The following is a 22,972-nucleotide window of genomic DNA, read 5'->3' as shown; positions in this document are numbered from 1 at the left end:
TAAAGGCAGAGTCAGCACGAGCTACCCCTGACCAAATATTCGTTTAAATATATTAAAAAGATTGTTGGAGGACTAATTGTCCCTTATGAATTATGCCTATCACTTTTCCGCGCAGCTCCTGGTCGTAAAACGGGCTGTTCTGCGACTTTGATTTTGTAGTGTCCATACGTGGTGCCCAGCGGGTTTCAGGGTTGAACAGCGTCAGGTTGGCCGCTTCGCCCACGGCGATTTTCGGCTCGGCTAAGCCTAGTATGCGGCGCGGGTTGGTGGTGAATTTCTCCAGCAGTTGCTCCAGTGGCAACTCCAGTGTCGACTGGGCCACGGCAAAGGCTGTCTCCAGGTTGATGATGCCGAACTCGGCCAGGTCGAACTCCAGCTTCTTCGCCTCGGTGTCCTGCGGGTTGTGGGCCGACACCAGCACATCGATGGTGCCGTCGCGCAGGCCTTCTTTTATAGCTTCTGCATCGGCCGTGGTTCTAAAAGGTGGGGCCACTTTATAAGCTGTATCAAAAGCTGAGATCGATTCATCAGTAAAGGCCGCCTGGTAGCTGGCCACATCGCAGGTTACCTGCAGTCCTGCTGCCTTGGCCTGGCGGATGGCTTCTATAGCCGCTGCCGTGGAAATGAGCGAGAAGTGCAGCTTCCCGCCCGTATAGGAAAGCAGCTGCAGGTCGCGGGTCACCATCACCTCTTCGGCCAGGGATGGAATGCCGCGCATCCCCAGGCGGGTGCTTGCTTCCCCCTCGTGCATCTGCCCGTTCTCGGTCAGGCGCGTGTGCTCAGGCTTGTTCATCAGCAAGCCATTAAACATTTGCATGTACTGCAGCGCCTTCAGCGTTACATCGGCTCCCTGAAGCGGGTGCGTGCCATCAGAGAAAGCCACTGCGCCCGCCTGGTGCAGGTCGATCATCTCGGTAAGTTCTTTGCCTTGGGCATCCACCGTTACAGCGCCGGCAGGCAGTAGCGTAACCGGCAGGTGCTGCGATTTGCTTTTGATGTAGTTGATGGCCCCTTTTGTCTGTACCACCGGATTGGTGTTGGGAAGGCATACCACTTCGGTAAAGCCTCCAGCCGCTGCAGCCGCTGCCAGGCTTTCCAAATCCTCCTTATACTCCAGCCCCGGCTCACCCGTATAGGCATGCATATCTACCCACCCAACTGAAACACATAGTCCTTCTGAATCAACTATTTGATCTGCCTCCTGCTCTTCCTGCCCGATGTAGGTGATGCTGCCATTTTCGATTAAGATGTTGTGCTGCTGCAGGTGGTGTGCTGTGTGTGGGTTGTGAATGGTTGCTGCTCGGAGAAGTACTTTCATGTTCGGAAGAATCTTATAAGTGCTATTTCGGCCATCAGGAAAAACAAACACAATATTAGGCAATATTTCCAAAGCTTTACGCCGAAATACCTTTTTTCGAATTCTCCTTTAATAGAAAAAGCATCTCCGTAGTCATACACATGCACATTTGGCTTATCCTCCCCTACCAACGCGCGCAGCTCATCCGGGGTATATTGCGCCAGGTAAGACTCCTCTTTCCCATAGTTAAAAGCCAACGTGGTAAGCGTGGAGTCCTGCAGTTGTAACGTATAAAAGCCCGCATTATCCATGCCAGCGGGCACGTTGAAGTATAACTTTCCGCCGCGCACCTGCTGCTCCGGAATAAAAGCCACCGTGTCTTGCTGCAACTGGTAAACGCCTTCCCGACTCTGCTGCGGTGCTGCCGGTAATTGAATAGTACCGCTCCCCAAGGTATAGGCCAACTGCTGTTGCTGCCGGTAACTTTCTATGGCCAGCCGGTACATGATCGGCACAAAGAGCGCATGGTTGGGCAACGTGCTGTAAGCATCATCCAGCGGAGCAGCCAAGAGATAAACGGCTCCATTGCCCCTGTCAAACCGCGACAGGAATGAGGCACCGCCCCTGTATTTTAAAATATCTTCCGAAGCGCGCGACCAGGCTATACTTCGCGCGGCAACGGGCATCTGCATTTTCGCATCAAACTCTGAGAAGATACTGCGGAAGAACGGGTTGTTGGGGTCCGGGGCGGCAAGGTTTGTTTTGGCTGATGCAGCGCTGGCACCTGTAAAGCTGGCGGCTATGTTGAGGTTCTGGAACAGGGAAGCATACGCACCAGTACTTTGCCCTACAGGCGGCACAACCACCAATGAACCGCCTTCCTTAACATAGTTGCTTAAATTAGCAGCCAGAGCACTTGAAAGAGACTCTACACCATTCAGTATGACCAGATCTGATATTGCCAGCTTTGCATAATCGATATTTCCGCTGTTGTAGCTACTGAAGTTGAAGAATGCCTCGCTGCCGTATAAGCGCCGCAGGGAGGCAGCGTCATCCGTTACCTCTGTCACGGTAATGGCCGCGGAAGGGGCAAGTATAAAATAGTAGGTATTGTCAAACTCCACTGGATAATCCTCCACCTGCACATAAGCACGTGTCAGTCCGGTTCCGGTGGTTCGGAAAGTCATAATAGCTTCTGTTACCTGGTTAGGTGGCAGATCCAGGCTTAGCGCCGCCACCTGCTGGTCCTGTATGAACAGCTTTACAGGTACATCCGCAGCGGCTTCGGCACCAGTGTTATGGAGCAACACGTGCAGGGTATTATCGGCACCCGTTCTGATGAACTCATCTTCGAGGTAAACCGAATCGATGGTGACATTTGCAGTAGAGGCCGCGGCAAGCGGAACGAGGTGCACCTGCGTCGCAGCATCTATACTTGTTAAATTCTCAAGGGAAAAAGTCTGCTTCTGGAAATCTGATAATACAAAGAGATGCGCCGGCTCTTGTCCTGACGCGGTAGGCATAGCAAACGTGTTGGCAGAATAAGCTAGCTGATCCAGCAAGGTGGCTGCCTCACTCCCCTGCACAACTGCCCCATGTTTGATACGTTCCGTACCTGAAATCTGAAAAGCTGTGGAAGCAGGAAAAAGGTTTACAACGGTTTTAGCCTGATCTGTGGCTACATTAAGCAAAGTAAGGTCTTCCTCCGCGTGCATGCGCTCCATGCTATAAGAGTTGTCGACAGCAATACTCACCTTAGCGTTTGTAGCACCAGCCACTGTGTCGGAAGCAGGCAGAAAAGGTTGCGCAAACGCCAACACCAGGAAAACGATAAACAGGATTCGACAAAGCAGGATCAGCAGTTCTTTCAGATTACGCTGACTGGCCGTGAGGTCTTTGGAAACCTGTATAAACTTTACATTACTGAACATAACCCGCTTCGCCCGCCGAAGCTGCACTAAATGCAAAAGTATGGGAACAGCAACAGCGCCTAGAGCAAACAGGAAAGAAGGGTACAGAAATGCCATAGCTCAAGTTAAGGAGGTAAAAGCAAAAAACAATATTTTGCCCTGAGCTATACAGGAAGAAGAAGTTTAAAGTTAAGGAGCACCTCCCTCCTAACTCCTCTAAACGCAGAACGCCCCCCTCGCTTGCGCAAGGGGGGCGTCTGATGTATGGGGTTGGCGGCCACCTACTCTCCCGGGTGTGACCCCAGTACCATCGGCGCGCCCGGGCTTAACTTCTCTGTTCGGGATGGGAAGAGGTGCTCACCGGGGCCATAGCCACCATTATCGTCGCACGGCTGTTATGCGTGCTAATGCTTGTTAACATGATTTGGGAAAGAGAGGGGAGGCGAAAAGCGGCGGGCCTTTTCGTGGCCGGACGCGCTCGGGCAATTAGTATGGCTCGGCTTTGGTGTTTCCACCTTTACACCTGCCACCTATCGACGTCATCGTCTTTGACGGCCCTTAAGGGAGATCTCATCTTGGGGCGGGTTTCGCACTTAGATGCTTTCAGCGCTTATCCCGTCCGAGCGTAGCTACCCTGCGCTGCGGCTGGCGCCACAACAGGTCCACCAGAGGCTCGTCCAGCCCGGTCCTCTCGTACTAAGGCCAGAACCCCTCAAATCTCCGACGCCCACAACAGATAGGGACCGAACTGTCTCACGACGTTCTGAACCCAGCTCGCGTGCCACTTTAATCGGCGAACAGCCGAACCCTTGGGACCTTCTCCAGCCCCAGGACGTGACGAGCCGACATCGAGGTGCCAAACCTCCCCGTCGATATGAGCTCTTGGGGGAGATCAGCCTGTTATCCCCAGAGTACCTTTTATCCTTTGAGCGATGGCCCTTCCATGCGGAACCACCGGATCACTATATCCGCCTTTCGGCCCTGCTCGGCTTGTGGGCCTCACAGTCAAGCTCCCTTCTGCTATTGCGCTCTGCGCACGGTTACCAAGCGTGCTGAGGGAACCTTTGAAAGCCTCCGTTACTGTTTTGGAGGCGACCACCCCAGTCAAACTACCCACCAAGCACGGTCCCCCACTCTGTGAGGTTAGGCGCCAAGCAACTCAAGGGTGGTATTTCAAGGACGGATCCACGACGCCTGGCGACGCCGCTTCATCTCCTCCCACCTATCCTACACATGAGTTACCCAGCGTCAATGCTAAGCTATAGTAAAGGTTCATGGGGTCTTTCCGTCCCGTTGCGGGTACTCGGCATCTTCACCGAGACTACAATTTCACCGAGCTCACGGCTGAGACAGCGCCCAGATCGTTACACCATTCGTGCAGGTCGGAACTTACCCGACAAGGAATTTCGCTACCTTAGGACCGTTATAGTTACGGCCGCCGTTTACCGGGGCTTCGATTCAATGCTTCGCCTTGCGGCTGACATCCCCTCTTAACCTTCCGGCACCGGGCAGGTGTCAGGCCTTATACTTCATCTCTCGATTTCGCAAAGCCATGTGTTTTTGTTAAACAGTCGCCTGGGCCTTTTCACTGCGGCTTCTTGCATTGCTGCAAGGAAGCGCCCCTTCTCCCGAAGTTACAGGGCCATTTTGCCGAGTTCCTTGGCCGTGATTCACTCGAGCACCTTAGGATTCTCTCCTCGACCACCTGTGTCGGTTTGCGGTACGGGCGGCAAGCCATTTAAACGCTTAGCGGGTTTTCTAGGGAGCCTGATTAGGGACGATCTCCGCCCCCGAGGGGTTGGAGTACTTTCAGCTTTCAGCTAGTCCGGCGTACTTCACGACCGGTCCAATACCTACGGCTTTAAACGCGCTATTCCGTCAGCGCGCCGTCCTTTCACTTCTCCGTCACCGCATCGCTATGGCGTGCCGGTACTGGAATATTAACCAGTTGTCCATCGAACTGCGCTTTCGCCTCGCCCTTAGGACCCGACTAACCCTGATCCGATTAGCGTTGATCAGGAAACCTTGGTCTTTCGGTGTGCGGGTTTCTCGCCCGCATTATCGTTACTTATGCCTACATTTGCTTTTCCCTACGCTCCAGCGCCCCTTGCCGGGACGCCTTCACCGCAGAAGGGAATGCTCCCCTACCAGTGCACATAGTGCAATCCGCAGCTTCGGTATCAGACTTGATGCCCGATTATTATCGATGCCCTCTCGCTCGACCAGTGAGCTGTTACGCACTCTTTAAAGGAATGGCTGCTTCCAAGCCAACCTCCTGGCTGTCTAAGCAAGTGGACCTCCTTTGTTCAACTTAGTCTGAATTTAGGGACCTTAGCTGGCGGTCTGGGTTCTTTCCCTCTCGGCCCGGGACCTTAGCACCCCAGGCCTCACTGCCGCGTATGTCAAGTGGCATTCGGAGTTCGTCAGGATTCGGTAGGATGTGACTCCCCCTAGTCCTATCGGTAGCTCTACCTCCACATGACTCCACCGCGACGCTGCCCCTAAAGGCATTTCGGGGAGTACGAGCTATTTCTCAGTTTGATTGGCCTTTCACCCCTACCCACAGGTCATCCAAATACTTTTCAACGTAAACTGGTTCGGACCTCCAACTGGTTTTACCCAGCCTTCATCCTGCCCATGGGTAGATCACAAAGTTTCGCGTCTGCCCCCCCTGACTGCGCGCCCTGTTCAGACTCGCTTTCGCTGCGGCTCCGTGCCTCGAAGACACTTAACCTTGCCAGGGAGGAGCAACTCGTAGGCTCATTATGCAAAAGGCACGCCGTCACCCAACTAATGGGCTCCGACCGCTTGTAAGCGCACGGTTTCAGGATCTGTTTCACCCCGTTATTCACGGTGCTTTTCACCTTTCCCTCACGGTACTGGTTCACTATCGGTCTCTCAGGAGTATTTAGCCTTACCGGATGGTGCCGGTGGATTCAGGCGGGATTTCTCCGGTCCCGCCCTACTCAGGGTACCGCTAGGGCCAAAGAGCTTACGCACACGGGACTATCACCCCCTATGGTCGTTCTTCCCAGAACGTTATGCTTCAATCTTTGGTCCCACATCGCGGCCCTACAACCCCAGACTTGCCGTGACAAGCCTGGTTTGGGCTGTTCCGCGTTCGCTCGCCACTACTTGCGGAATCACTCTTGTTTTCTCTTCCTCCGGGTACTTAGATGTTTCAGTTCCCCGGGTTCGCTCACCCTAAGGTGTACTGTGTCTTCAACACAGTGGGTTGCCCCATTCGGAAATCTGCGGATCAACTTGTATGTGCCAATCCCCGCAGCTTATCGCAGCTTGTCGCGTCCTTCATCGCCTCTGAGAGCCTAGGCATCCCCCGTGCGCCCTTCTCTGCGTCATCGGCCGGTCCCCCGAAGGCAACCGGCCCGCCTCTTTCGCACCAGGACCCTATCACTAGGGCCTAGTCAATATTTTATTACTTCTCTCTCTTTCCCATCATGTCAAAGAACTTCTTTCCAGTTAACAGTTGCCATTTATCATTTATCATGATAAGACCTTGTTGCCTGAAATTGGAAGTAAAAACCTGCCGTCTTTACTTGTGTGCTGTCGCCGTGCCGCTAGGGCCAGACTTAAGTGTGGAGAATAACGGAGTCGAACCGTTGACCTCCTGCGTGCAAAGCAGGCGCTCTAGCCAGCTGAGCTAATCCCCCAGGTAATCGTCATAGAGTGGGCCTGCGTGGACTCGAACCACGGACCTCTACATTATCAGTGTAGCGCTCTAACCACCTGAGCTACAAGCCCGCTTTGTTGGGCTCCATGCCCGCTTTTGGGCCGCTGTGCCCGCTCACTATAAAATGGGTTTTGATCGAATGCGAGAGACAGAGCAAAAAAAGGAGAAGGAAACTTCCGGGCCGGCGGTCTTCCCTAGAAAGGAGGTGATCCAGCCGCACCTTCCGGTACGGCTACCTTGTTACGACTTAGCCCCAGTTACCAGTTTTACCCTAGACGGCTCCTTTGACGGTCACCGGCTTCAGGTCTCCCTGACTTCCATGGCTTGACGGGCGGTGTGTACAAGGCCCGGGAACGTATTCACCGCGTCGTTGCTGATACGCGATTACTAGCGATTCCGGCTTCACGGAGTCGAGTTGCAGACTCCGATCCGAACTGAGACGCACTTTCTGGGATTGGCTCACCATCGCTGGCTGGCTACCCTCTGTATGCGCCATTGTAGCACGTGTGTAGCCCTAGGCGTAAGGGCCATGATGACCTGACGTCGTCCCCGCCTTCCTCGCTCCTTGCGGAGGCAGTCTCTCCAGAGTCCCCACCATCACGTGCTGGCAACTGAAGATAGGGGTTGCGCTCGTTGCGGGACTTAACCCAACACCTCACGGCACGAGCTGACGACGGCCATGCAGCACCTTGCTTTGTGCCCCGAAGGGAAGTACCATCTCTGGTACCGTCACGCGCATTCTAGCCTAGGTAAGGTTCCTCGCGTATCATCGAATTAAACCACATGCTCCACCGCTTGTGCGGGCCCCCGTCAATTCCTTTGAGTTTCACCCTTGCGGGCGTACTCCCCAGGTGGATTACTTAACGCTTTCGCTTGGACGCTGACAGTGTATCGCCAACATCGAGTAATCATCGTTTACGGCGTGGACTACCAGGGTATCTAATCCTGTTCGCTCCCCACGCTTTCGTGCCTCAGCGTCAGTTTCGGCACAGCGAGCTGCCTACGCAATCGGGGTTCTTGGCGGTATCTAAGCATTTCACCGCTACACCGCCAGTTCCGCCCGCCTTCACCGAACTCAAGCCCGCCAGTATCAACGGCAGTTCCAGGGTTGAGCCCTGGGATTTCACCGCTGACTTAACGGGCCGCCTACGCACCCTTTAAACCCAATAAATCCGGACAACGCTTGCACCCTCCGTATTACCGCGGCTGCTGGCACGGAGTTAGCCGGTGCTTATTCATCAGGTACCGTCAGTTACCCCCGCAGGGGCGTTTTCTTCCCTGATAAAAGCAGTTTACAACCCAGAAGGCCTTCTTCCTGCACGCGGCATGGCTGGGTCAGCCTCTCGGCCATTGCCCAATATTCCCTACTGCTGCCTCCCGTAGGAGTCTGGTCCGTGTCTCAGTACCAGTGTGGGGGACCATCCTCTCAGAACCCCTAGCCATCGTAGCCTTGGTGGGCCTCTACCCCGCCAACTAGCTAATGGCACGCATGCCCATCTTCCACCGCCGAAACTTTGACCATAAACCGATGCCGATTCATGGTGTCATGCGGTATTAATCCCGGTTTCCCGGGGCTATCCCCCTGTGGAAGGTAGGTTGCATACGCGTTACGCACCCGTGCGCCACTAACCAGGTTCCCGAAAGAACCTGATCCGTTCGACTTGCATGTATTAGGCCTGCCGCTAGCGTTCATCCTGAGCCAGGATCAAACTCTCCATTGTAAAGTTTTCATCTACTCCTAAAAGTAGAAATGTGTCTGTCAGACCCCGGCCCGACCTCATCCCCTAAAGGACGAGGAACGTTTCCTTTTTCTCTTTTTATTCTGTCTCAAGCAATCTCTCAAAGAACTTCCGGAGGACCTGTTGTCTTCCCTAGCGCACCCTACCGGTGCGTGTCACTCATCTTCCGCCCGAGCCGTTCGCTCTTTTGCGGGGTGCAAAGGTAAAAGCTTTTTTTCTTTTAGCAATACCCGATGCACTATTTTTTTCTCCCTTTTTGTTTCCCGGAAGAGCTGCCCTCTTCCCTGTTTCGCTCCCTCTCGAAGCGGATGCAAAGGTAAGAACCTTTTCCCACTTAGCAAGAAGTTTCTCACTTCTTTTTTTCGGCTCCGGATGCTGTTGAATCAGCGCCTGAACCCGAGCGCCTCCGGTTGAAGCGGGCTGCAAAGGTAGGAAACTTTCCCGTATCCAACGCAACTCCTTCAGCTATTTTTTTCAGCGCCACAGGATAGTTGATCCTGTGTTAGCCGCCCCCGTCCCTGCCGAACCGGGATGCAAAAGTAGGGAATGTTGTCGTAACTCCAAACGCCCGCCGCCAAATAACCTGCTCTTTTCCGCAAGGCGCTGATCCTCTGCCTGATTATTTTCCGGCGGCCCCCAAGGCCATGCCCGGGCGCTTGGGAATAACAGCGGCACAAGGGTTGTTTGTTCCCGGTAAGTGAAGAAAAAATAAGGCCCCGGCTACATAGCCGGGGCCTTATTTTCAAGTCATACTATGTTGTTAGGCATTAACAGCCTCTCGCTTCATGGTGCTCTTCCTGTCAGGGCCTACTGATACGATCGTTATTGGCACGTGCAGGTGCTTCTCCAGGAACTGCAGGTAGTTAATGAAAGCTTCCGGAAGCTCTTCGGTTGTTTCAATTTTATTTAGATCAACCTTCCAGCCCGGCAATGTCTCATAAATTGGCTCCACTTCTCCATCCTCCAGAGAATGCGGTACACGATCCGTTACCTCTCCCGAAACTAGCTTGTAGTGCGTGCATACTTGTATTGTATCAAACTCGGTCAGAATATCTGCCTTCATCATGTTAAGCTGAGTTACTCCGTTCAACATGATGCTATACTTAAGGCTCGGCAGATCGATCCAGCCACAGCGGCGTGGGCGACCCGTGGTAGAGCCGAACTCGCGGCCTGCCTGGCGGATACTTTCTCCTACCTCATCAAGGAGCTCTGTTGGGAAAGGACCACTGCCTACGCGTGTGCAGTAAGCTTTAAAGATACCGTATACTTCGCCGATGTGCTTTGGTGCCACACCCAGTCCGGTGCAGGCGCCTGCCACCACCGTACTGGATGAGGTGACAAACGGATAGGTTCCGAAATCCACATCAAGGAGCGAGCCCTGTGCGCCCTCGGCCAGGATGCGCTGCCCGTTCTGTATTGCATCGTTGATCATGTACTCGGAATCAACCAGCTTCAGGGTACGCAGGTAAGCAATCGCCTCGAAGAACTCGTCCTCCTGCTTGCCCAGCTCCAATTCCCGGCCGTAGAACTCAATTGTCTTCCGGTGGCGCGCTACCAGCTTGTCGTAGTTCTCCTGGAAATCATTTGCCAGTATATCTCCTACCCGCAAGCCAACACGTCCGATCTTATCCTGGTACGTTGGGCCAATGCCTTTTAAGGTAGAGCCAATCTTTCCACTTCCGAGCGCCTCTTCCGAAACACGGTCTAAGGCTTTGTGCGAAGGAAGTATAAGCGATGCCTTTTTCGAGATGTACAGGTTCTGCGCCGCATCCACTCCGCGGTCCTGCAGCTTCTGCATTTCCAGGCGAAACACAATCGGGTCGAGCACAACGCCGTTGCCGATGATGTTCTTTATATGCGGATGAAAAATGCCGGATGGTATCTGGTGCAGCACGTGCTTGGTGCCTTCAAACTCTAATGTGTGGCCTGCGTTCGGGCCTCCCTGGAAACGGGCTACAATGTCATAGGTAGGTGCAAGTACGTCGACGATTTTACCTTTGCCTTCGTCGCCCCACTGCAGACCTATTAATATATCAACTGCCATTTATGTATGTAATAAATTGATTCCTCTAAAGAAGTGTGCTCCAAAACCGTTATCACCCCAAGTATAAATCAGGATGTCGTCAGGCTTTTACAGCACAACCGTAATCAGTAGCCAGCCACTTTTTACTTTCAAATGTAGCAATTTTATCTTACTTGCTCTAAAGGCACGGGCAATTATGTAAGGTAGCATTTAGGACAGCCTTGGAAATGAACAGCGGCCATACTTGAAAATTAACCTAATTGAAAACAAAAAAGGCTACTGATTCAGTAGCCTTTTATTTTCTAATATATCGATTCCTTTAGGAATTGCGCGGCGAAGTCGTCGTTTTCGGCAATCGTGAAGATTGCGTTGAGTTTCGTGACGATGAGGAGTTTGCGGATGTGGTCGGATGGTTTGATGAGCACCAGCTCGCCGCCCCGGTTTCGAAACTTGGTAAGCAGCGACACCAGCACGCCCATGCCGCTGCTGTCCATATACCGGACGTTTGACAGGTCGACAGCACAGAGCAGCGAAACCAAAGGCTTACCACCATCCACGTCATCTATCATCTGCTGTGTGTCCGAACTGGCGATCAGGTCGCCCTCCATTCTTATATAAAGGATATCATCCTTCTGCTCTGTCTGGTACTTCATGTGTTGTTTCCTCTGACGCTTTTCTGGCTCGGCAATCGCCGCAGATACCGTACAGGTTCAGGGAGTGGTGCAAAATGCGGAAGTTAAGCAAGTCCCCTACCATGGTCTGTATGTTGTGAATGCGCGGGTCGCAGAACTCCACCACCTTGTGGCACTCAGTACAAATTACGTGATCGTGCTGTCGATAGCCGTACGATTTTTCATACTGTGCAAGATTTCTGCCAAACTGGTGCTTGCTCACCAAATCATTTTCCACCAGCAGGTCCAGCGTGTTGTAAACGGTTGCCCGGCTTACCTGGTAATTCTTGTTCTTCATGCTGATGTAGAGCGACTCCACATCAAAATGCCCGTCCCGCGAGTAAATCTCCTCCAGGATAGCATAGCGCTCCGGCGTCTTGCGCAGGCCCTTGCTTTCCAGGTAAGCGATGAAGATCTTTTTTACTTCTTCGAATTTTATCTGATTTAACGCCATCTTCTATTAGTATAAACAGCCACCCTTCTTAATCAAAACGCTCTACGGTAAGTATACCGTTCACTTTAGCCATGCGCTGAATAAGTTGGTTTAGGTGGCTCGTGTCATTTACAAAAACCATAATGTTCCCCTCAAAGATTCCATCATTGGAGTCTATTGTGATGGAACGCATGTTCACTTTTAAACTGGTGGAGATAACCTTGGTCAAATCGTTCACCAAACCAACGCGGTCGGTTCCCTTGATGTGGATGCCCACCAGGAAAGCTAGCTCCATCTGCTCGGTCCACTTGGCTTTGATGATGCGGTTGCCGTAGTTGGACATCAACTCAATGCCGCGCTTGCAGTTGGTGCGGTGAATCTGTATGCCGTCTTCCTCGGTCTGGAAGCCGAACACGTCATCTCCCGGAATCGGGTTGCAGCACTTTGCCATGCCATAGTCCCAGTTTTCGGCGCTCTCACCAATCACCAGCATGTCTGAATTCACGCCCCGTATCTTCTGCACTTCCTTGTCGAACGACTTCGGCCCCAGCATTGACGCGTTCTTATCAACCGACGCCGTGAAGATGATTTCTTTGATATTCTTGATGTCCGTGTGGCCGGTGGCGATTCTGTAGTATAAATCCTGCAGGGTGGACACGTTGAAGAAAGCCTGTAGCTTGTTCAGGTTCTGCTGTGTGTCGGGCACGCCAATAGCGGCCATGCGCGTCTCGAGCATGATCTTGCCCTGCTCGGCCTTGTTCTTGCGTTCCTCGCGCAAGGCATCCTTTATGCGTGTGCGAGCCCGGGAGGTAACCGCGTACTGCAGCCACTCTTCGTTAGGCTTCTGCTTCTGCGAGGTCAGTATCTCCACCTGGTCGCCGTTCTTTAGTTTATAACTCAGCGGCACCAGCTTCTGGTTCACTTTGGCACCCAGGCACTGCAACCCAATCTGCGAGTGAATTTCAAAGGCGAAATCCAGGGCGGTTGATTTATCAGGAAGTATGATGAGCTCGCCTTTCGGGGTAAACACAAACACCTCCTCCACGAAGAGGTTCTTGCGGAACTCATCCATAAACTCGAGCGCGTCGGAATTGTTCGTCTCCAGCATGTCGCGCACCTTGTTTATCCACATCTCCAGGCCAGACTCGCCTGTGCCGGGACCTGTTTTATACTTCCAGTGGGCCGCGTAGCCACGCTCGGCAATCTCATCCATGCGCTTGGTGCGGATCTGTACCTCCACCCACTGCCCCGATTTGCTCATCACCGTAGTATGCAGCGATTCGTAGCCGTTGGCCTTGGGCGTGTTCACCCAATCGCGCAGGCGGTCGGGGTTGGGCTGGTAGAAGTCTGTTATAATAGAGTACACCTGCCAGCAAGCCGCCTTCTCATTTTCAGGCGGCACATCAAGTATAATCCGGATGGCAAACAGGTCGTATATTTCATCAAAGGTGATGTTCTGCTTCTTTATCTTTTTAAGGATAGAGTAGATCGACTTCGGCCGGCCCTTGATGTTAAACTTAAAGCCATACTTGCGCAGCTCGTCCTCTATCGGGTGCGTAAAGTCTTTGATAAACTTGGTACGGGCAAGACGCGTCTGGCGAATTTTGTTGGAGATATCCTTGTACGTGGTGGTATCGGTATACTTCAAGTATAAATCCTCCAGCTCCGACTTAATGGCGTACAGGCCCAGGCGGTGCGCCAGCGGGGCGTACAGGTACATGGTTTCCGAGGCAATCTTCAGCTGCTTGTGGCGCGGCATGCTGTCGAGCGTACGCATGTTGTGCAGGCGGTCGGCCAGCTTTATAAGTATAACGCGCACGTCATCGCTTAGCGTTAGCAGCATCTTGCGGAAGTTCTCAGCCTGCTGCGAGGTGCCGTAATCGAACACCCCCGAAATCTTCGTCAGGCCCTCAATGATCTTGGCTACGCTTGGACCAAATTCCCGCTCAATATCGGCAGTTTCCAGCTCGGTATCCTCCACCACATCATGCAGCAGGGCAGCCACAATAGAGGTAGTACCCAAGCCGATCTCCTCCACCGCAATCTGGGCAACGGCAAGCGGGTGCAGAATGTAAGGCTCCCCGGACTTACGACGCATGTCTTTATGGGCCTCCAGAGAGGTATTAAATGCCTTTTTGATGATTTTGGCATCATTATCTTTCAGAAAAGGCTTCGCGTAACGAAGTAATTTCCGGTAGTCCCGTAAGATCTCTTTGCGTTCTGCTTCTACGTCAATCATGCTATACAACGGTTGTGTTGTGCCCTGTGGTTGCCCTGTCTATACTTATAAATAAGACTGCTGCCTTATAAGTTTCAAATATAACTGATTATAAGCTGCAACCAATATAGGAGTAGGGGGCTGCATTTAGAAGTATGAAAATATTTGAGAAATTTTTTGGGGTGATATTGCATTTACAAAATCGTTCCTTACCTTTGCATCACTAAAGCAAAACAGCACACAACAAGCGGATGTGGCGAAATTGGTAGACGCACTAGACTTAGGATCTAGCGCTGCGAGGCATGGGGGTTCGAGTCCCTCCATCCGCACAACAAAACGAACCCTCAACAGAACTTGTTGGGGGTTTGTTTTTAGTAGGTATTTCTAAAATCTAAAAGTTTAAAGCCTTGAATATTACATTAAACCAAACCGACAGCACCAACGGACAACTGAAGGTGGTACTGGAAGAGGCGGACTACGCTCCAAAGGTAGACCAGCAGGTAAAAGAATACAGCAAAACAGCCCAGATGAAGGGTTTCAGACCTGGTAAAGTACCTGCAGGCCTGGTGAAGAAAATGTATGGCAAGAGCATCCTGGTAGACCAGATCAATAAGACGCTGCAGGAGGAAATCTCTAAGTACATCCGCGAAAACGATGTAAAGCTGCTGGGTGAGCCGCTTCCTGAGCCAAACCAGAATGACATTGACTGGGACAACCAGAAAACATTCGAATTCACGTATCAGGTAGGCCTGCTGCCGGAAATCAACCTTCCGTTAGACAAAAGCGTAGACGGTTACAAAGTTGAACTCGACCAGAAAACAGTGGACGAGGCGTACGAAAACCTGAAGCGCCAGTTCGGCAAAACAACCAACCCAGAGGTTTCTGAGGCAGGTGATTTTATCTCCGGCACATTGAAGCAGGTGGATGGCGAGTTCGAATCAACCACGCTTATCCCGACAAACCGCGTAGTAGACGGACAGGATAAATTTGTAGGCCTGAAAGCCGAAGACACAATCCGTTTCGATATCCGCAAAACTTTCGGCGATGACAACGCTGCCCTGGCTCACGTAACCGGCCTGAGCAAAGAGGTAGTAGCTGACCTGAACGGTGAGTTTGAATTTGTAGTTGACAAAATTAGCCGTACTGAGCCAGCAGAACTGGACCAGGAGCTTTTTGATAAACTTTTCGGCAAAGACGAAGTAAAGACAGAAGAAGAGTTTGACGCCAAGCTGCGCGAGACCATCATCGAGAATTACGAGCGTGAGGCTGAGAACCTTGTTTTCCGCAACATCATCGACACACTGGTTGACAACGTAGAAGCTGAAATCCCGACTGAGTTCTTCAAGCGTTGGATTCAGGTAACCAACGAAGGCAAGCTGACACCAGAGCAGATCGAAGAGAACTTCGACAAGTATGAGCGTGAGCTGAAGTGGTCTATGATCAAGAACAAGGTTGTAGAGGAGAACGAGCTGAAGGTGACGAACGAGGAAGTAATGGACAGCACTATGGACAAGATGCTTGCCCAGTTCAACATGCCGGAAGTTCCTGAAGAACTGAAGGAGAGCATGAAGAACTACGCTCAGCAGCACCTGCAGCAGGACAACGGCCGCAACTACATTAACGAGTACGAGCAACTACTGGCTGAGAAGGTGCTCGCTAAACTAAAGGAAAAGATGACTGTTGTAGAGAAGACGATATCGTCAGAGGACTTCAGAAATTTGTCGCTCCAATAGAGAGCTACTGATATAACGTATAAAAAAGTCCTTCTACTTTCGAAGGACTTTTTTATTTTTGAGTAAACCGTAAACCTAAACACACTATGTTTAACAAAGACGAGTTCCGAAAATTTGCTGTAAAGGGCCAGAGATTAAGTGGCCTGGGCGTTGATCAATATATACACCACGTGGAAAGCCGCGCCATGAACATGGTAGAGAGCAGAACCGTAAACCCGGTGGAAAACATGACGCGCTCTGTAATTGAGGAACGCCCTACCAACTTCCGTGAGATCGACGTGTTCTCCCGCCTGATCATGGACCGGATCATTTTCCTGGGTACTCAGGTAGATGATTTTATTGCCAACATCATCACGGCGCAGCTGCTGTTCCTGGAGTCTGCAGATGCGAAGAAGGACATTCTGCTGTACATCAACAGCCCGGGTGGCTCAGTGTATGCTGGCTTGGGTATTTATGACACCATGCAGTATGTGAACCCGGATGTGGCCACAATCTGTACTGGCCTGGCAGCCTCTATGGGTGCCGTGTTACTGGCCGGTGGTGCCAAAGACAAGCGCTCTGCCCTGCCACACGCCCGTATCATGATTCACCAGCCAATGGGTGGTGCACAAGGCCAGGCATCAGACATCGAGATTACGGCCCGTGAGATCATGAAGCTGAAGAAAGAGCTTTATGAAATCCTGGCGCAGCACTCCGGCAAATCATACCAGGACATTTACGACAACTCAGATCGTGACTACTGGATGCGTGCCGAGGAAGCAAAAGAGTACGGCCTGATTGATGAGGTATTAACCCGCAAGGCTACGACCTAAGAATTCTTTAGCATTTAGTTTTAACGTTACAAAGCCCGCCCTTGAACAAGGGGCGGGCTTTGTCTTTCTATATTGCACTTCTTATGGCCCCCTTTCTGGCACTCGCTGCAGCGAAAACCGGTTAGATTCAAAAATTTATCCACAGCTCGGTGTGCATAGCCATGCCACATAATACATTGACCTTAAGCACCTTATTTAAAGATAGGAAAATATTTATCTCTAAATTTATACCCTCTTTCTAGGGTGTATGACTTGGTAGGATAAAAAAAATTGTGTTTGTTTAACTTTTCAATTTTGTACCTTTGCTTTACGCTTTTGAATAAAGAGCGTAAAATAATCAGGATCAAACATTTCTTATGGCAGAAATTACTTGCTCATTTTGCGGCAAAAACAAGAAAGATGTATCGGTGATGATCTCCGGTATCAACGCGCACATCTGTGACCGTTGTATCGGGCAGGCGCAGCAGATACTGAACGAGGAGAACAAGATTCGTGCAAGCAGCAGAACGCCCAAGTTCAACCTGATGAAGCCGAAGGAGATGAAAACGTACCTCGACCAGTTCGTGGTAGGGCAGGATGATGCGAAGAAGGTAATGGCCGTAGCGGTGTACAACCACTACAAGCGCCTGATGCAGCCAAACAACGACGACGATGTGGTGATCGAGAAATCAAACATCATCATGGTAGGCGAAACCGGTACGGGTAAAACCTACCTGGCCCGTATGATGGCCGGTATCTTACAAGTGCCATTCTGTATTGCCGATGCTACTGTGCTGACTGAGGCTGGTTACGTGGGCGAGGACGTGGAAAGTATACTTACCCGCCTGCTGCAGGCTGCTGATTATAACGTAGAGGCGGCAGAGCGTGGCATTGTCTATATTGACGAAGTAGATAAAATTGCCCGTAAGAGCGATAATCCATCCATTACCCGTGATGTGAGCGGTGAAGGCGTACAGCAGGCCTTGCTGAAGTTGCTGGAAGGAACAACCGTAAACGTGCCACCACAAGGCGGACGTAAGCACCCTGAGCAGAAGATGATCACGGTGAATACTGAGAACATCCTCTTTATTTGCGGAGGCGCCTTTGTTGGCATCGATCGTTTGATTAAAAGCAGGCTCAACACCCGCCCTATCGGTTTCTCCAAGTCGAAGACGGATGAGGAGGACGAGAGCGAGAACTTCCTGCGTTACCTTTCTGCCCAGGACCTGAAAAGCTTCGGTTTGATTCCAGAGTTGATCGGCCGTCTGCCAGTACTTACGCACCTGAACCCGCTTGATAAGGAAACCCTGCGCCTGATCCTGCTGGAGCCGAAAAACTCTATTGTGAAGCAGTACACCCGCCTGTTCGAGATGGAAGATATCAAGCTTAGCTTTGATGACAGCGCCCTGGAGTATATCGTGGAGAAGGCAGCAGAGTATAAGTTAGGGGCCCGCGGCCTGCGCTCCATTTGTGAGGGCATCATGACGGACGCCATGTTTGAACTGCCATCAGAGGAAGGCACAAAAGAACTGCTGATCACCGGCAAATATGCACGCGAGAAGTTCGAGAAGTCAACATTAAAGCAGCTGAAAGTAGCTTAAACTAAGTATAGCAAGCAGTTTTTAACTGCATCAAGTATAAACAGAAAGCCCCGGCAGTCGCAACTGCCGGGGCTTTCTGTTTATACTTGGTCAAGACCTCGCCCCAACGCAGCAAACTCTTAACTGCAAAGCATCAAAGAATTGTTTTTATTTTAGATTGTCATCCCGAAAGGAACTTGTGGGCGAGCCACAACTGCTTTTGCGCTTCGCAAACAAGATCCTTTCAGGATGACAAGGTGCGGATTAACACTACTGTGAAGGCCTAGCTACTTTTCTTCCTGCAGGTACTGCACCATCAGTTCAGCGGCGCGCTCGGCTGTCCGGAACTTTCCGATCTTCTCGCGGACGAGCGCATACCCCTCCTGCTGCTTTTTGGCATAGTAATTATCGAACAGCACCTTCTTCAGCTCGGCCACAATTTGCTTGGCAGTGAAATCATCCTGGATCAGTTCAGTAACCACGGGCTTATCGGCAATCAGGTTCACCAGTGAAATGTAAGGCACCTTGATCACCCTTTTGGCAATGGCATAGGAAACAGGACTGGTTTTGTAGCAAACCACCTGCGGCACCCCGAAAAGCGCAGTTTCCAGTGTTGCTGTACCTGATGTTACCAGGGCAGCCTTGGCGCTTGCCAGCAGGTCGTAGGTTTGGTCGTAAACAATCTTGATGTTCGTATCCTTGTTGTACTGCTCGTAATACTCTTTCGGAAAGTTGCTCACGCCTGCCACTACAAACTGGTAATCGCGGAAAGACGGCAACACGCTTAGCATCACATCGAGCATGTTCTCTATCTCCTGCTTGCGGCTTCCGGGAAGCAGGGCAATGATAGGTTTATTATTGTAGAGCTTGTTCTTAAGCCTGAAGTCGGTGGTTGGCACATGGTCGGTTACCGAATCGTTGACCGGGTTGCCCACGTAATCTACTTTGTAATTGAAGCGGCCGTAGAAGTCCTCCTCAAAGGGCATGATCACGAACATACGATCCACTGCTTTTTTGATGCCGTGCACGCGCCCCTGGTTCCATGCCCATATTTTAGGGGAGATGTAGTAGAAAACTTTGATACCCTGCTTTTTGGCAAAGCGGGCAATGCGCATGTTAAAACCGGCATAATCCACCAGCACCACCACATCCGGCTGGTAACGCTTCATGTCGGCCTTTGCCTCGCTTAGGAAGCCTAATACTTTTGGCAGGTTTTTAATTACCTCCAGAAAGCCCATAAAGGCCATCTCTTGGTAATGGCGCACCAGGTCCATCCCTGCCTCCTGCATCATATCACCACCCCACCCTCTCACCTGCGCCTCCGGATCTTGCTTCCGTAGCTGCTTAATAAGGTTTGATGCGTGCAGGTCGCCGGAGCGTTCACCGGCTATAATGTAATATTTCATGCGATTGGTATGCGTTTGAATTCAGCCGGTCGGGCATTGTGCCGACAGCCGGGGAGAAGTATGGCCTGCAGCCACACCTGATTTTATTCTCCGAAGTACTCTACGTAATTGCGCGGGGTTTCGTACAGCTTCAGGCTGTGCAAGGTGGCAATATTGTTAGAGATTTCACGCACACGCGGCTCCAGAATTTTCCAGAATTCCACCACCAGGTTCTCGGTGCTGGCCAACTTGTCTTCCATGAAGGCCACGTCGAGGTTCAGGTTCTTGTGGTCTACCTTGTCGATGATGTGGGTGCGGATGAGCGTGCTTAATTTCTTAAGGTCGATCACAAAGCCTGTGTCCGGATCGGGCTTGCCCTTAACCGTCACGATCAGCTCGTAATTGTGCCCATGCCAGTTGGTATTGGCACATGGCCCGAAAACCTCCTTGTTCTTTGCCAACGACCAGTTCGGGTTAAACAGCTTGTGGGCTGCGTTGAAGTGCTCTAACCTGCTAACGTAAATCATCTATCCTCTGAAATTGTAATTCTTTTTGAAGAGCAAATATACGAAGAAAGGAACACCAAAAAACGAAGTAATGATCCCAATTGGCAAACCAGCAGGCGGATATATTATTCTGGAAAGCAAATCGCACAGCAGCATAAATAAACCACCCACAAATGCGCAGAATAGCAGGTTGGCCCGGCCGGTTGTGCCAAGCAGCCCCCGCGTGACGTGCGGAATAATCAGGCCCACAAAGCCGATGGGCCCCGAGGTAGCCACGGCAAAACCCGTCACCACCGACACCGTGCCTAGGATCACCCAGCGGGTGCGCGCCACCTGCACGCCCAGCGCCTGCGCCCGCTCCTCCCCGAGCAATAGTATGTTTAGCTGTTTCTGGTAAAAGGCGAAGAACAGCAGCGCCAGCAGCAGGGCTACAGCCGGATAAGGCACCAAACTCCAGCTGGCCCTTTCAAAGCTGCCCATCGACCAGAACACCACCGACCGCAGTTTGCCCTCTGAATCCGACAGGAAGGTTAATAGGCCAACTATTGACGTGACCAGTGCACTTAGGGCAATGCCCGCTAAAAGCAACTGCGCCGGAATGATCTGACGCTTGCGGTAACCTAAAAGCACCACCACCAGCGTGACCAGGAAAGCGCCAGCCAGCGCAAACACCGGCGGCAGGTACACGCCCAACACCGACATCGGCACAAAGCCAAAAAATACAATCACGGCTCCGAGTGAGGCTCCGGAGGCGGTGCCCAGCAAGTATGGATCAGCAAGGCCGTTGTTCACCATCGCCTGCATCAGGTAACCACAGAAAGCGAGTGAGGCGCCTACCACCAGGGCAAGTATAAGCCGCGGGAAGCGCAGGTGAAGTATGGCAAACTGTGTGGTGTCTGCCGGATTGTAATGGAAGAAGGTGTCAAATATGATAGCGGCGTCGGTATCGAAGGAGCCAACATGCAGCCCCAGCACCAGCACCACTAGAATGAGCAGCAGGGCAAGTATGAAGTATAGGCTGCGCTGCATCATGGATAAAGAAAGCTCTCCAGTTCCCGCAACGACTCCACCACCCGTGGCCCCGGCCGCGACATCAGGTTGTCGGTTGGGTTGTAGATGCGGTTGTTTTGATAGGCCTTTATTTTACGCAGCTCAGGGTACAGGTTGAAAAACTTCTCCTCTAGTTCTTCTTTTGTGCCACCCAGCAGCACGTCGGGGTTCAGTTTGAGAATGTACTCGCGGGTGAGCGGTGGGTAAGGCTGTTCAAAAACTTCCTGAACGGCATTCTCGGCCCCAAGCAGGCGCAGCTTATCCGTGAAGATCGTGTTCTGCCCATACACGTAAATCGGGTCGCTCCAGGTGATGGCCAGCACCCGCTGCGGGTCCTGCTTTTGCTGCTGGTGCCGATTTTTAAGTTGTGCCACCTCCTGCCGTAGTGAGTCAGTTAGCTGCTTTGCCTGCTGCTCACGTCCCATGATGCGGCCAATATCCTCCAGCCCCGTAAAGATATCCTCCACCGTTCTATACTTCTGGTAGTATACCGGCACACCCAGTTCTTGCAAGCGCTCGGCCACTTCTAGGGGTGTGATGCCCTCCACGGTAAACACTAAATCTGGCTTCAGCGCCAGCACCTGCTCGTAATCAACAGGATAATTGCTGACCAACGGTTTTTGCAGTGCCGCTGCCGGATAATCATCGTGAGGAGTGCGGGCGATGATGCTGCTGGTGTCGAGTACAGCGAACAGCATTTCAGTCATGGAGGAGGCAAAGGAGAAAACCCGCTGTGGCTTCCGTTCAAGTATAAGCTCGCGGCCCAGATCATCTTTTAGCACCAGCTGCTCCTGCCCTTCCTTTGCTTCCGGCTGGCAAGATAGCAGCAAAAGGAAAAGGGCAAGTATGGGGAAGATGGTAGAAAGGTGGCGTCTTGTTCGTTCCAAAGTATAGGTTGCCCGTATGAACACGAGCGGCTCAGTTTATTTTTGTAAATTTAGCGCAATTTTAGTTACAGGCTTAACAAAGAAACATGATTGTAGTAACAGGCGCCGCCGGTTTTATTCCCAGCTGTCTCGTGGGCAGGCTGAACCAGGACAATTTCAACGATATCGTGGTGGTGGACAATTTCTCCATTGCTAAAAAGGAAAACAACCTGAAGGGCAAGAAAATAAAGGAATTCGTGGACCGCGAAAACTTCTTCGACTGGCTCGACGCCCACTACGAGGAAGTGGAGTTCATTTTCCACCTGGGCGCCCGCACCGATACCACCGAGTTCAACAAAGACGTGTTCGACCTGCTGAACCTGAACTACTCCAAGCAAGTGTGGAATGCCTGCTGCGAGTACCAGATTCCGCTGGTGTATGCTTCTTCTGCTGCCACTTACGGCTCCGGCACCCTCGGCTACGACGACAACGAGGCAACCATTCCGCTGTTAAAGCCACTCAACCCCTACGGCGATTCCAAGAACGATTTCGATATTTGGGCGCTGGAGCAAACGGCGAAACCTTTCTTCTGGGCTGGCCTGAAGTTCTTTAATGTGTATGGCCCAAACGAGTACCACAAAGGCAAAATGGCCTCTGTCATTTACCATACTTATAACCAGATCAAAGAGAAAGGCAGCATGACGCTGTTCCGCTCGCACAACCCTGATTACGCCGACGGCGAACAGATGCGTGACTTTGTGTATGTAAAGGATGTTGTGGAAGTATGTATGTTCCTGATGCACCACCGCAAGAACTCCGGAATCTACAACCTGGGCTCCGGCAAGGCCCGCACCTTTATGGCCCTTGCCCTCAATACGTTTGATGCCATGGGTGTAGCCCCTGACATCGACTTCATGGATACGCCCCTAAGCATTCGGGACAATTACCAGTACTTTACGGAAGCCAACATGAGCAAGCTGCGCTCCATCGGGTACCAAAGGCCTTTTTATACTTTGGAAGAAGGTGTAAATGATTACGTGAAGAACTACCTGATTCCAGGTAAGTACTACTAAGCTATC

General features: G+C 51.7%; 14 protein-coding genes, 3 tRNA genes and 3 rRNA genes. 5 read left to right on the top strand and 15 right to left on the bottom strand.

Features of this window, described 5'->3' with window-relative positions:
• Positions 1–52: 52 nt before the first annotated feature.
• The 11 genes from A0W33_RS13430 to A0W33_RS13375 form a co-directional block, all read right to left on the bottom strand.
• Positions 53–1,318: a dihydroorotase gene (locus A0W33_RS13430; protein WP_068838672.1), complete on the bottom strand. Its 1,266-nt coding sequence runs from the start codon at positions 1,316–1,318 to the stop codon at positions 53–55.
• Positions 1,315–3,324 carry a BatA domain-containing protein gene (locus tag A0W33_RS13425; RefSeq protein WP_071890057.1) on the bottom strand — a complete coding sequence of 670 codons (2,010 nt, stop codon included), beginning with the start codon at positions 3,322–3,324 and terminating at the stop codon, positions 1,315–1,317. Before A0W33_RS13425 ends, A0W33_RS13430 begins: the two co-directional genes overlap by 4 nt.
• A gap of 151 nt (positions 3,325–3,475) precedes the next feature.
• A 5S ribosomal RNA gene (rrf, locus tag A0W33_RS13420) occupies positions 3,476–3,587 on the bottom strand.
• An 85-nt stretch (positions 3,588–3,672) separates the two neighbouring features.
• Positions 3,673–6,568: ribosomal RNA gene (locus A0W33_RS13415) — 23S ribosomal RNA — on the bottom strand.
• A gap of 236 nt (positions 6,569–6,804) precedes the next feature.
• A tRNA-Ala gene (locus tag A0W33_RS13410) sits at positions 6,805–6,878 on the bottom strand.
• A gap of 17 nt (positions 6,879–6,895) precedes the next feature.
• Positions 6,896–6,969 (bottom strand) — tRNA-Ile (locus A0W33_RS13405).
• A gap of 127 nt (positions 6,970–7,096) precedes the next feature.
• Positions 7,097–8,619: ribosomal RNA gene (locus A0W33_RS13400) — 16S ribosomal RNA — on the bottom strand.
• Together the 16S, 23S and 5S rRNA genes with 2 tRNA genes alongside form the textbook arrangement of a ribosomal RNA operon.
• 778 nt (positions 8,620–9,397) lie before the next feature.
• Complete coding sequence (locus tag A0W33_RS13390) at positions 9,398–10,681, bottom strand: adenylosuccinate synthase (RefSeq protein ID WP_068838670.1); 1,284 nt, start codon at positions 10,679–10,681, stop codon at positions 9,398–9,400.
• Positions 10,682–10,962: 281 nt separating this feature from the next.
• Positions 10,963–11,313 carry an STAS domain-containing protein gene (locus A0W33_RS13385; protein ID WP_068838669.1) on the bottom strand — a complete coding sequence of 117 codons (351 nt, stop codon included), beginning with the start codon at positions 11,311–11,313 and terminating at the stop codon, positions 10,963–10,965.
• On the bottom strand, positions 11,285–11,785 hold the full coding sequence (locus A0W33_RS13380) for a Fur family transcriptional regulator (protein WP_068838668.1): 501 nt from the start codon (positions 11,783–11,785) through the stop codon (positions 11,285–11,287). Before A0W33_RS13380 ends, A0W33_RS13385 begins: the two co-directional genes overlap by 29 nt.
• Before the next feature lie 28 nt (positions 11,786–11,813).
• Entirely contained in the window at positions 11,814–14,003 is a 2,190-nt protein-coding gene (locus tag A0W33_RS13375; RefSeq protein ID WP_068838667.1) for a RelA/SpoT family protein, read from the bottom strand.
• Positions 14,004–14,229: 226 nt separating this feature from the next.
• Between A0W33_RS13375 and A0W33_RS13370 the strand changes: the two genes are divergently transcribed.
• The 4 genes from A0W33_RS13370 to clpX all read left to right on the top strand — a co-directional run bounded on the left by A0W33_RS13370 (position 14,230) and on the right by clpX (position 18,107).
• A tRNA-Leu gene (locus A0W33_RS13370) sits at positions 14,230–14,311 on the top strand.
• Positions 14,312–14,389: 78 nt separating this feature from the next.
• Positions 14,390–15,715 (top strand): trigger factor, encoded by a 1,326-nt coding sequence (tig, locus tag A0W33_RS13365; RefSeq protein WP_068838666.1) that lies wholly within the window; start codon positions 14,390–14,392, stop codon positions 15,713–15,715.
• A gap of 86 nt (positions 15,716–15,801) precedes the next feature.
• Positions 15,802–16,527, top strand: coding sequence for a ClpP family protease (locus A0W33_RS13360; RefSeq protein ID WP_068838665.1), 726 nt, complete (start codon positions 15,802–15,804; stop codon positions 16,525–16,527).
• A 356-nt stretch (positions 16,528–16,883) separates the two neighbouring features.
• Positions 16,884–18,107 carry an ATP-dependent Clp protease ATP-binding subunit ClpX gene (gene clpX, locus A0W33_RS13355; protein ID WP_068838664.1) on the top strand — a complete coding sequence of 408 codons (1,224 nt, stop codon included), beginning with the start codon at positions 16,884–16,886 and terminating at the stop codon, positions 18,105–18,107.
• Between the two features lie 266 nt (positions 18,108–18,373).
• Here the strand turns inward: clpX and lpxB are convergent, their stop codons facing one another.
• From lpxB to A0W33_RS13335, 4 genes are all read right to left on the bottom strand, one after another.
• A complete protein-coding gene (lpxB, locus tag A0W33_RS13350; RefSeq protein ID WP_068838663.1) occupies positions 18,374–19,492 on the bottom strand; it encodes a lipid-A-disaccharide synthase in 1,119 nt (372 codons plus the stop codon).
• Positions 19,493–19,575: 83 nt separating this feature from the next.
• Positions 19,576–19,998, bottom strand: coding sequence for a 6-pyruvoyl trahydropterin synthase family protein (locus A0W33_RS13345; protein ID WP_068838662.1), 423 nt, complete (start codon positions 19,996–19,998; stop codon positions 19,576–19,578).
• Entirely contained in the window at positions 19,999–21,009 is a 1,011-nt protein-coding gene (locus A0W33_RS13340) for a FecCD family ABC transporter permease (protein ID WP_229802189.1), read from the bottom strand.
• Positions 21,006–21,914, bottom strand: a complete 909-nt coding sequence (locus A0W33_RS13335) for an ABC transporter substrate-binding protein (RefSeq protein WP_229802186.1) — start codon at positions 21,912–21,914, stop codon at positions 21,006–21,008. Before A0W33_RS13335 ends, A0W33_RS13340 begins: the two co-directional genes overlap by 4 nt.
• 86 nt (positions 21,915–22,000) lie before the next feature.
• Here A0W33_RS13335 and rfaD point away from each other — a divergent pair, with 86 nt between their 5' ends.
• Entirely contained in the window at positions 22,001–22,966 is a 966-nt protein-coding gene (gene rfaD / locus A0W33_RS13330) for an ADP-glyceromanno-heptose 6-epimerase (RefSeq protein ID WP_068838661.1), read from the top strand.
• The last annotated feature ends 6 nt before the right edge of the window (positions 22,967–22,972 follow it).

Origin of the sequence: Pontibacter akesuensis, from assembly GCF_001611675.1 — a bacterium.
GTDB lineage: Bacteria > Bacteroidota > Bacteroidia > Cytophagales > Hymenobacteraceae > Pontibacter > Pontibacter akesuensis.
This window is presented reverse-complemented; position numbering and strand designations above follow the sequence as displayed.

Excerpts from the sequence above, each read along its gene's own strand:
- A0W33_RS13425 (WP_071890057.1), bottom strand. The coding sequence starts at position 3,324 with ATGGCATTTCTGTACCCTTCTTTCCTGTTTGCTCTAGGCGCTGTTGCT.
- A0W33_RS13375 (WP_068838667.1), bottom strand. The coding sequence starts at position 14,003 with ATGATTGACGTAGAAGCAGAACGCAAAGAGATCTTACGGGACTACCGG.
- rfaD (WP_068838661.1), top strand. The coding sequence starts at position 22,001 with ATGATTGTAGTAACAGGCGCCGCCGGTTTTATTCCCAGCTGTCTCGTG.
- A0W33_RS13380 (WP_068838668.1), bottom strand. The coding sequence starts at position 11,785 with ATGGCGTTAAATCAGATAAAATTCGAAGAAGTAAAAAAGATCTTCATC.
- clpX (WP_068838664.1), top strand. The coding sequence starts at position 16,884 with ATGGCAGAAATTACTTGCTCATTTTGCGGCAAAAACAAGAAAGATGTA.
- A0W33_RS13340 (WP_229802189.1), bottom strand. The coding sequence starts at position 21,009 with ATGATGCAGCGCAGCCTATACTTCATACTTGCCCTGCTGCTCATTCTA.
- A0W33_RS13345 (WP_068838662.1), bottom strand. The coding sequence starts at position 19,998 with ATGATTTACGTTAGCAGGTTAGAGCACTTCAACGCAGCCCACAAGCTG.
- A0W33_RS13360 (WP_068838665.1), top strand. The coding sequence starts at position 15,802 with ATGTTTAACAAAGACGAGTTCCGAAAATTTGCTGTAAAGGGCCAGAGA.
- A0W33_RS13385 (WP_068838669.1), bottom strand. The coding sequence starts at position 11,313 with ATGAAGTACCAGACAGAGCAGAAGGATGATATCCTTTATATAAGAATG.
- A0W33_RS13390 (WP_068838670.1), bottom strand. The coding sequence starts at position 10,681 with ATGGCAGTTGATATATTAATAGGTCTGCAGTGGGGCGACGAAGGCAAA.
- lpxB (WP_068838663.1), bottom strand. The coding sequence starts at position 19,492 with ATGAAATATTACATTATAGCCGGTGAACGCTCCGGCGACCTGCACGCA.
- A0W33_RS13430 (WP_068838672.1), bottom strand. The coding sequence starts at position 1,318 with ATGAAAGTACTTCTCCGAGCAGCAACCATTCACAACCCACACACAGCA.